General features: G+C 68.6%; 7 protein-coding genes. All 7 read left to right on the plus strand.

Translation table 11 applies throughout. The annotated features are described in order from the left end of the window. The first annotated feature begins 26 nt into the window (after positions 1–26). A complete protein-coding gene (gene rsmH / locus ACXJKR_RS17855) occupies positions 27–950 on the plus strand; it encodes a 16S rRNA (cytosine(1402)-N(4))-methyltransferase RsmH (RefSeq protein ID WP_457323966.1) in 924 nt (307 codons plus the stop codon). 1 nt (position 951) lies between these two features. Then, complete coding sequence (ftsL, locus tag ACXJKR_RS17860; RefSeq protein WP_056202886.1) at positions 952–1,215, plus strand: cell division protein FtsL; 264 nt, start codon at positions 952–954, stop codon at positions 1,213–1,215. Then, entirely contained in the window at positions 1,212–2,999 is a 1,788-nt protein-coding gene (locus ACXJKR_RS17865; protein WP_457323962.1) for a peptidoglycan D,D-transpeptidase FtsI family protein, read from the plus strand. Before ftsL ends, ACXJKR_RS17865 begins: the two co-directional genes overlap by 4 nt. Continuing rightward, a complete protein-coding gene (locus ACXJKR_RS17870) occupies positions 2,999–4,465 on the plus strand; it encodes a UDP-N-acetylmuramoyl-L-alanyl-D-glutamate--2,6-diaminopimelate ligase (RefSeq protein ID WP_457323963.1) in 1,467 nt (488 codons plus the stop codon). Before ACXJKR_RS17865 ends, ACXJKR_RS17870 begins: the two co-directional genes overlap by 1 nt. Further along, the gene (locus ACXJKR_RS17875; protein ID WP_457323964.1) at positions 4,462–5,844 is read left to right on the plus strand and encodes a UDP-N-acetylmuramoyl-tripeptide--D-alanyl-D-alanine ligase; all 1,383 of its coding nucleotides are present in this window, start codon (positions 4,462–4,464) and stop codon (positions 5,842–5,844) included. Before ACXJKR_RS17870 ends, ACXJKR_RS17875 begins: the two co-directional genes overlap by 4 nt. After that, a complete protein-coding gene (gene mraY, locus ACXJKR_RS17880) occupies positions 5,834–7,012 on the plus strand; it encodes a phospho-N-acetylmuramoyl-pentapeptide-transferase (RefSeq protein ID WP_056202895.1) in 1,179 nt (392 codons plus the stop codon). The genes ACXJKR_RS17875 and mraY overlap by 11 nt, the downstream gene beginning before the upstream one ends. A 4-nt stretch (positions 7,013–7,016) precedes the next feature. Then, positions 7,017–8,113: Mur ligase family protein (locus tag ACXJKR_RS17885; protein ID WP_457323965.1), on the plus strand; the 1,097-nt coding region annotated here is incomplete at its 3' end.

Raw genomic sequence — 8,113 nt, forward strand, 5'->3', positions numbered from 1 at the left:
AGAGCGCCCAGTTCAGCCACACCACCGTGCTGCTGAATGAGGCGGTCGACGGCGTGCTCGCGCGGCCCGACGGCGTCTACGTGGACGGCACCTTTGGCCGCGGCGGCCATTCGCGCGCGCTGCTGGCCCGGCTGGCGCCCGAAGGCCGCCTCATCGCCATCGACCGCGACCCCGAGGCGATTGCCGCCGCGGCGGCCATCACCGACCCGCGCTTCTCCATCGTCCACAGCGCCTTTGCCGACATGGCCGAGCAACTGGCAGCGCTGGGTGTTCATCAGGTGGATGGTGTGCTGCTGGACCTGGGTGTGTCCAGCCCTCAGATCGACAACCCGGAGCGCGGCTTCAGCTTTCGCTTCAACGGCCCGCTGGACATGCGCATGGACACGACGCGCGGCCAGAGCGCGGCGGACTTCCTGGCCCGTGGCGACGAGCGCGACATTGCACGAGTGATTCGAGACTATGGCGAAGAACGGTTTGCTTCACAGATTGCAAAGGCGGTTGTTGCTTGCCGGGAAGCCGGCACGCCGCTCACGCGCACCGACGAGCTGCGCGAACTCGTGGCTCGCACGGTCAAGACCCGCGAGCCCGGCCAAGACCCGGCGACCCGCACCTTTCAAGCCCTTCGGATTCATGTCAATGGCGAGCTTGAGGAGCTTGAGCAGGGCCTGAACGCCGCTTTGCGCCTGCTGGCGCCAGGCGGCCGGCTGTCCGTCATCAGCTTCCATTCTCTGGAAGACCGGCGGGTCAAGCAGTTCATCGCCGAGCGCAGCAAGGCCGTGTTCGACCGCCGCGCGCCGTTCGCCGAAGCCGCGCCGCTGATCCTGAATGCGCTGGGCCGCATCAAGCCCAGTGATGCCGAGGTGGCTGCCAATCCGCGCTCACGCTCGGCCGTGTTGCGTGTGGCGGAGCGCACCGACGCGCCGCTGCCGCCCGTCACCTCCAGGCGCTGACGTGGCGAAAGTCAATTTCATTCTCATCCTGGCCGTGCTGGCCAGTGGCGTCGTCCTCGTGCACAGCGCCTACGAGTCGCGCCGCCTGTTCGCCGAGCGCGACAAGGCCAAGGCCGAGGGTCAGCGCCTGGCTGCCGACGCCGAGCGCCTGGCCGCCGAGCGCCATGCGCAGGCGACCAACTTGCGCGTCGAACAGGTGGCTCGGGAGCGCCTGGGCATGCGCGTCATCAGCCCGGCCGTGGTGGCGTCGGGAGTCGCCCAGTGAGCAAGGCCAACAAGTCCGGCGCACGCGCCCTCGGCTCGGGTCGTGGCGTCAGCTATTCCACCAGTCCGCTGCTGGCGTCCAAGACGCCGCCCTGGCGCTCGCGCTTCCTGGTCGCTCTCGTCGGCCTGGCCTTCCTGGGCCTGCTCACGCGAGCCGTCTGGGTGCAGGTGCTGAACACCGACTTTTTCCAGAAGCAGGGCGAGGCCCGTTACGCCCACACGCTGGAGCTGCCGGCCAGCCGCGGCCGCATCAACGACCGCACCGGCCAGGTGCTGGCCGCGAGCGTGGCCGTGCCGTCGATCTGGGCCATCCCCAAGGAAGTCGATGCCGACGCCGACAAGCGCCGCGCGCTGGCCAAGGCCCTGGGCCTGTCGAACAAGGAGCTGGAGGCCAAGCTCAACCCCGAGACCCGCTTCGTCTGGCTCAAGCGCCTGGCCGACGACGAGACCGCCGCACGCGTGAAGGCCATCGGTCTGAAGGGTGTGTTCCAGGACCGCGAATACCGCCGCAAATACCCCGAGGGCGAGGCCGCGGCGCACGTCGTCGGCTTCACCGGCGCCGAGGACCGCGGCCAGGAAGGCATCGAGCTGGCCTTCCAGAAGGAGCTGCAGGGTCGCGACGGCTCGCGCTCGGTCGTGCGCGACCGCCTGGGCCGTGTCGTCGAGGACATCGGCGACGTCGTGCCCGCCGCCAACGGCCACGACATCGACCTGTCTGTCGACTCCAAGGTGCAGTTCTTCGCCTACCAGCGCATACGCGACGCGGTGGCGGAGAACAAGGCCAAGGCCGGCTCCGTCGTCGTGCTGGATGCGCAGACCGGCGAGGTGCTGGCCCTGGCCAACTTCCCGAGCTATGACCCGGGCAACCGCCAGAACCTGTCCGGCGAGCAGCTGCGCAACCGCGCACTGACCGACGTCTTCGAGCCCGGCTCGACGATGAAGCCTTTCATCGCCGGCCTGTCGATGGAGACCGGCCGCACGACGCCCGACAGTCTCGTCGACACCGGCAACGGCAAATACGCCTTCCAGGGCGCCGTCATCAGCGACACCAAGCCGCATGGCGTGATCCCGGTGCGCGAGGTCATCAAGTTCTCCAGCAACATCGGCGCCACCAAGCTCGCGATGCAGATGCAGCCGCGCGAGATGCACGAGATGTTCACGGCCATCGGCCTGGGCCAGCGGCCGCAGATCAGCTTCCCCGGCGCGGTGACCGGCAAGCTGCGTCCCTACARGACCTGGCGGCCCATCGAGCAGGCGACGATGAGCTATGGCTACGGCCTGTCGGCGTCGCTGTTCCAGCTGGCGCGGGCCTACACGGTGTTCGCGCGCGACGGCGAGATCGTCCCGGTCAGCATGCTGCGCCAGCCGCACGACCATCCGATCGCCGGCATCCGCGTGTTCTCACCCAAGGTCACGCAGGACCTGCGCCTGATGCTGCAGGCCGCCGCTGGCCCGGGCGGCACGGCGCCCGAGGCGCAGGTGCCGGGCTACAGCATCGGCGGCAAGAGCGGCACGGCCCACAAGCAGGAAGGCCGCGGCTACGCCAGCCACAAATACCGCTCCTGGTTCGTTGGCATCGCCCCCATCAGCAAGCCACGCATCGTCGTCGCCGTCATGGTCGACGAGCCGACCGCGGGCGTTTACTACGGCGGCAAGGTCGCCGGCCCGGTGTTCAGCCAAGTCACCGCCCAGACGCTTCGTTTGCTCGGCGTACCGCCCGACCTGGACGTGAAGAGCCAGATCGTGGCCAACCAGAAGGCCGTCGCGGTCGAAGAGAGCTTTTGATGCTGACACGCCTCAAGTCCCCCGATGCCGCCGCTCGCTGGCTGTCCGAATGGTGCACCGGCACACTGCGCACCGACAGCCGCCAGGTCCGCCCCGGCGATGCCTTCATCGCCTGGCCCGGCTATGCACGCGACGGGCGCGAGTTTGTCGCGGCGGCGCTGGAAGCCGGCGCCTCCACCTGCCTGGTTGAAGAGGCCGATGTCGAGCGCTTCGGCTTTGTCGATGCGCGTGTGGCCTCGCTGCCTGGACTGAAGGCCCGCACCGGCGAGATCGCCGCCACCTTCTTCGGCAAGCCGACCGACACGCTGGACGTCATCGCCGTCACCGGCACCAATGGCAAGACCTCGTCGGCCTGGTGGATCGCCCAGGCCTCGGCGCAGTTGGGCAAGCGCTGCGGGGTCGTCGGCACGCTGGGCATCGGCGAGCCGCCCAAGCTGGACTACAACGGCCTGACCACGCCAGACCCCGTGCTGCTGCAGGCGGCCTTCGCCCGTATGCGCGACGAGGCCTTCTCGGCCTGCGCCATCGAGGCGAGCAGCATCGGCATCGTGGAGGGGCGGCTGGCAGGCAGCGCCGTGCGCGTGGCGGTGTTCACCAACTTCACACAGGACCACCTCGATTACCACCGCACGATGGATGCCTACTGGGCGGCCAAGCGTGCGTTGTTCGCCTTCCCCGGCCTGCGCGCCGCGGTCATCAATCTTGACGATCCGCAAGGCGAGGCCCTCGCCGCCGAGTTGGTCGCCCTCGATGTCTGGACCACCGGCGTCGCACGCAGCGACGCGCGCCTGTCGGCCCGTGGCCTGCACTACACCGGCGAGGGCCTGGCCTTCACGCTGCATGAGGGCGAGGAAGCCATGCCGGTGCAGACCAGCCTGATCGGCGACTACAACGCGGCCAACCTGCTCGGCGTGGCAGGCGCTCTGCGCGCCCAAGGTGCTGCCCTGGCCGACGTGGCGCGCGTGCTGGGCCGCGTGACGCCGGTGCCGGGCCGCATGCAACGTGTCGGCAATGGCCGGGAGCTGCCCCAGGTGGTTGTCGACTACGCGCACACACCGGATGCTCTGGACAAGGCGCTGTCCGCCCTGCACGGCCTGGCCCAGGCGCGTGGCGGCGAGCTGGTCTGCGTGTTTGGCTGTGGTGGTGACCGCGACCGCGGCAAGCGGCCGCAGATGGGTGCCATCGCCGCCCGGTTGTCGGGTCGCGTCGTCATCACCACCGACAACCCACGCACCGAAGCGCCGGCACAGATCATGGCCGACATCGCCGTCGCTGCGCCCGAAGCCATCGTCGTCGAGGCCCGTGAGGAAGCGATCCGGGCCGCGGTGATGAACGCCGGCTCGCGCGACATCGTGCTCATTGCAGGCAAGGGTCATGAGGACTATCAGGAAGTGAATGGCGTGCGCCGGCCCTTCTCGGATGTTGGCGAAGCGCGCGCGGCGTTGCTGGAAAGGGCAGGTCTGTGAACCTGTTTTTGACGCTGTCCGAGGCTCAGGCGCTGCTGCCGGGATCGACTCTGATCGGCGACGGTGCGACCGGTTTTGCCCGCGTGCACAGCGACACGCGCACACTGCGGGCGGGCGACCTCTTCGTCGCGTTGCGCGGCGAACGCTTCGATGCCAACGACTTCCTCAGCGAAGCCAAGGCCTCGGGCGCCGTCGCCGCGCTGGCTGAACGCGGTCTGGCCGAAGCGGGCCTGCCGGGCCTGCTTGTCGCCGATGCGAAAGCGGCCCTCGGCCAACTCGCCGCCGCCTGGCGCCGCCAGCAGCAACTGCCCGTCATTGCCGTCACGGGCAGCAACGGCAAGACGACGACGACGCAGATGATCGCCAGCATCCTGCGCGCCTGGGTCGGCGATGCAGCCCTGGCTACCGAAGGCAACTACAACAACGACATCGGCGTGCCGCTGACGCTTTTGCGCCTGCGCCACGACGACGAGACCAGCCACCGCGCCGCCGTCATCGAGCTGGGCATGAACCACCCTGGCGAGATCGCACCGCTGGCCGCGATGACGCAGCCGACGGTSGCCCTGGTCAACAACGCGCAGCGCGAGCACCAGGAATTCATGGCCACSGTCGAGGCSGTGGCGCGCGAGAACGGCRCGGTCATCGRGGCGCTGGCCGCCAGCGGTTGCGCCGTCTTTCCGGCCGAGGACGCCTGCGCGCCGATCTGGCTGGAGCTGGCCGGTTCGCGCCCGCACCTGAGTTTTGCGCTGCGTGGCGAGGCCGACGTGACGGGCGACGCAGCCTGGATCGGTACGCACTGGGCGCTGGAGCTGCACACGCCCGCAGGCACCGCGCCGGTCGCGCTGCACATGGCCGGCGAGCACAACGTGCGCAACGCGCTGGCGGCGGCCGCCTGCGCGCTGGCCGCAGGCGCCCCGCTGGCCTCGATTGCCCAAGGCCTCGAAGCCTTCCGCGCCGTCAAGGGCCGCTCGGAACTGAAGACCGATGCGCGCGGCCRTACGCTGATCGACGACAGCTACAACGCCAATCCCGACAGCGTGCGCGCCGCCATCGACGTGCTGGCCGGCATGCCGGGCGAGGGCTGGCTGATCCTCGGCGACATGGGCGAGGTGGGCAACGACGGCCCGGCCTTCCACCGCGAGGTGGGCGCCTATGCGGCCGAGCGCGGAATCGCCCATTTCTGGACGGCCGGCGGCGCTGCCCGTGACGCCGCAGCGGCTTATGGCCCGGGCGCCCGTGCCTTCGACAACACGGCCGCGCTCGTTGCAGCACTCACAGAACAACCCAGCGTGGCCCAGACCCTGGTCAAGGGCTCGCGCTTCATGAAGATGGAACAAGTGGTCGCTGCCCTACAAACCGGAGACGCCCATGCTGCTTAGCCTCGCCCAGTGGCTGCAGGGCCTCTACCCCGACCTGGGCTTTCTGCGCCTTTTCCAGTACATCACCTTCCGCGCCGTGATGGCCGCGATGACCGCACTGCTGATCGGCCTGGCCTTCGGGCCCTGGGTCATCCGCCGCCTGACCGAAATGAAGATCGGCCAGCCCGTGCGTGCCTATGGCGTGCAGACCCACCTGGCCAAGACCGGCACGCCGACCATGGGCGGCGTGCTGGTCCTCATCGGCATTGGCGTGTCGACGCTGCTGTGGTTCGACTGGAGCAATCGTTTCGTCTGGGTCGTCATGCTGGTCACCATGGGTTTCGGCGCCGTGGGCTGGGTGGACGACTGGCGCAAGGTCGTTGACAAGAATCCGGAAGGGATGCGTAGCCGCGAGAAGTTCTTCTGGCAGTCGCTGATCGGCTTGTTCGCCGCCCTCTATCTCGCGTTCAGCGTGTCGGAGACGTCATTCCTCGGCGTCGTGCAGCTGTTCTTTCGCTGGGTGTCCAGCGGCTTCTCGACCGAGCTGCCGCCCAAGGCCGACCTGCTGATCCCCTTCTTCAAGACCATCAGCATGCCGCTGGGCGTGTGGGGCTTCGTCGCGCTGGCCTATTTCGTCATCGTTGGCACCAGCAACGCGGTCAACTTCACCGACGGCCTGGACGGCCTGGCCATCATGCCGGTCGTCATGGTCGGCTCCGCCCTGGGCCTGTTCGCCTACCTGACCGGCTCGTCGGTGTTCTCCAAATACCTGCTGCTGCCCTACATCCCGGGCGCCGGCGAGCTGCTGATCTTCTGCGCCGCGATGGCTGGCGCAGGCCTGGCCTTCCTGTGGTTCAACGCCCATCCCGCGCAGGTGTTCATGGGTGACGTCGGCGCGCTGGCGCTGGGTGGTGGCCTCGGGACGCTGGCCGTCATCACGCGCCAGGAGATCCTGCTCGGCATCATGGGCGGCATCTTCGTGGCCGAAGTGCTGAGCGTGATGCTGCAGGTCAGCTGGTTCAAGTTCACGAAGAAGAAATTTGGCGAGGGCCGGCGCATCTTCAAGATGGCGCCGCTGCACCACCACTTCGAGAAGAGCGGCTGGAACGAGACCCAGGTCGTCATCCGCTTCTGGATCATCACGATGCTGCTGTGCCTCGTCGGCCTGGCCAGCCTCAAGCTGCGGTGACCGCATGAAGCTGGACCTGCCGCAACTACTCGATCAGCGCGTGCTCGTGCTGGGCCTGGGTGACTCCGGCCTGGCGATGGCGCGCTGGTGCGCGGGCTTCGGCGCGAAGGTGACCGTGTGGGACTCTCGAGAGCAGCCGCCGCAGCGCGCAGCACTGGGCGAGTCGGCGCAGTTCATCACCGGCGAGCTGACGGCGGAGATGGTGGCGGGCTTCAACTCGGTGTTGAAGAGCCCAGGCCTGTCGCCGCTGGATGCGCGCCTGGCGGCTGTTTACGCCCACGGCCCCGCAGTGCGGGGCGAGCTGGATCTGTTCGCTGATTCACTGGCCGCGCTGAAGGCCCAGCACGGCTACGCACCCGCCGTGCTCGCCATCACCGGGACCAATGGCAAGACGACCACGACCTGCATGACCGGCCTGCTCGTCGAGCGTGCCGGCAAGCGCGTGGCCGTCGCCGGCAATATCGGCCCGACGCTGCTGGACACGCTGACCGAGGCCCTGGCCAAGGAGCCCGATCCGGCGCCGGTCGAAACGCCCGCTGAAGCCATTGCCGAGGCGATTGTGGACGCTCCCGTCGAAGAGACGGCCGAAGAGGCCGCGGTTCTTCCTGACGAGGACACGCCGCTGCCCATTGACCCACCGCCACCGCGCGGCCCGGTGTTCGAGACCCTGCCCGAGGTCTGGGTGCTGGAGCTGTCCAGCTTCCAGCTCGACGGCGTCAACGGCTTCGAACCCACGGCCGGTGCAGTGCTGAACCTGACCCAGGACCACCTCGACTGGCATGGCGACATGGCTGCCTATGGTCGTGCCAAGGCGCGCATCTTCGGTCGCGAGTCCGTCATCGTCGCCAACCGTGACGATGCTGAGGTCGAAGGACTGGTGCCGGCGCCGGTGTTCGTCAAGGGCAGCCGCGGCAAGCCCGGCCGCACGGTGTCGCGCCATGTCGTGCGCTTCGGTCTGAACCCGCCCAAAGTCGCAGGCGACTTCGGTCTTGTCGATGAAGGCGGCCTGACCTGGCTGGTGCGCGCCCTGGAGCTGGACCCGACCATCAAGCGCAAGAAGAGCGATGAGGCAGAGCCCCTCATCATCCAGCGCCTGATGCC

The sequence above is a fragment of the Roseateles sp. P5_E11 genome, assembly GCF_054049355.1.

Excerpts from the sequence above, each read along its gene's own strand:
- mraY (WP_056202895.1), top strand. The coding sequence starts at position 5,834 with ATGCTGCTTAGCCTCGCCCAGTGGCTGCAGGGCCTCTACCCCGACCTG.
- ACXJKR_RS17870 (WP_457323963.1), top strand. The coding sequence starts at position 2,999 with ATGCTGACACGCCTCAAGTCCCCCGATGCCGCCGCTCGCTGGCTGTCC.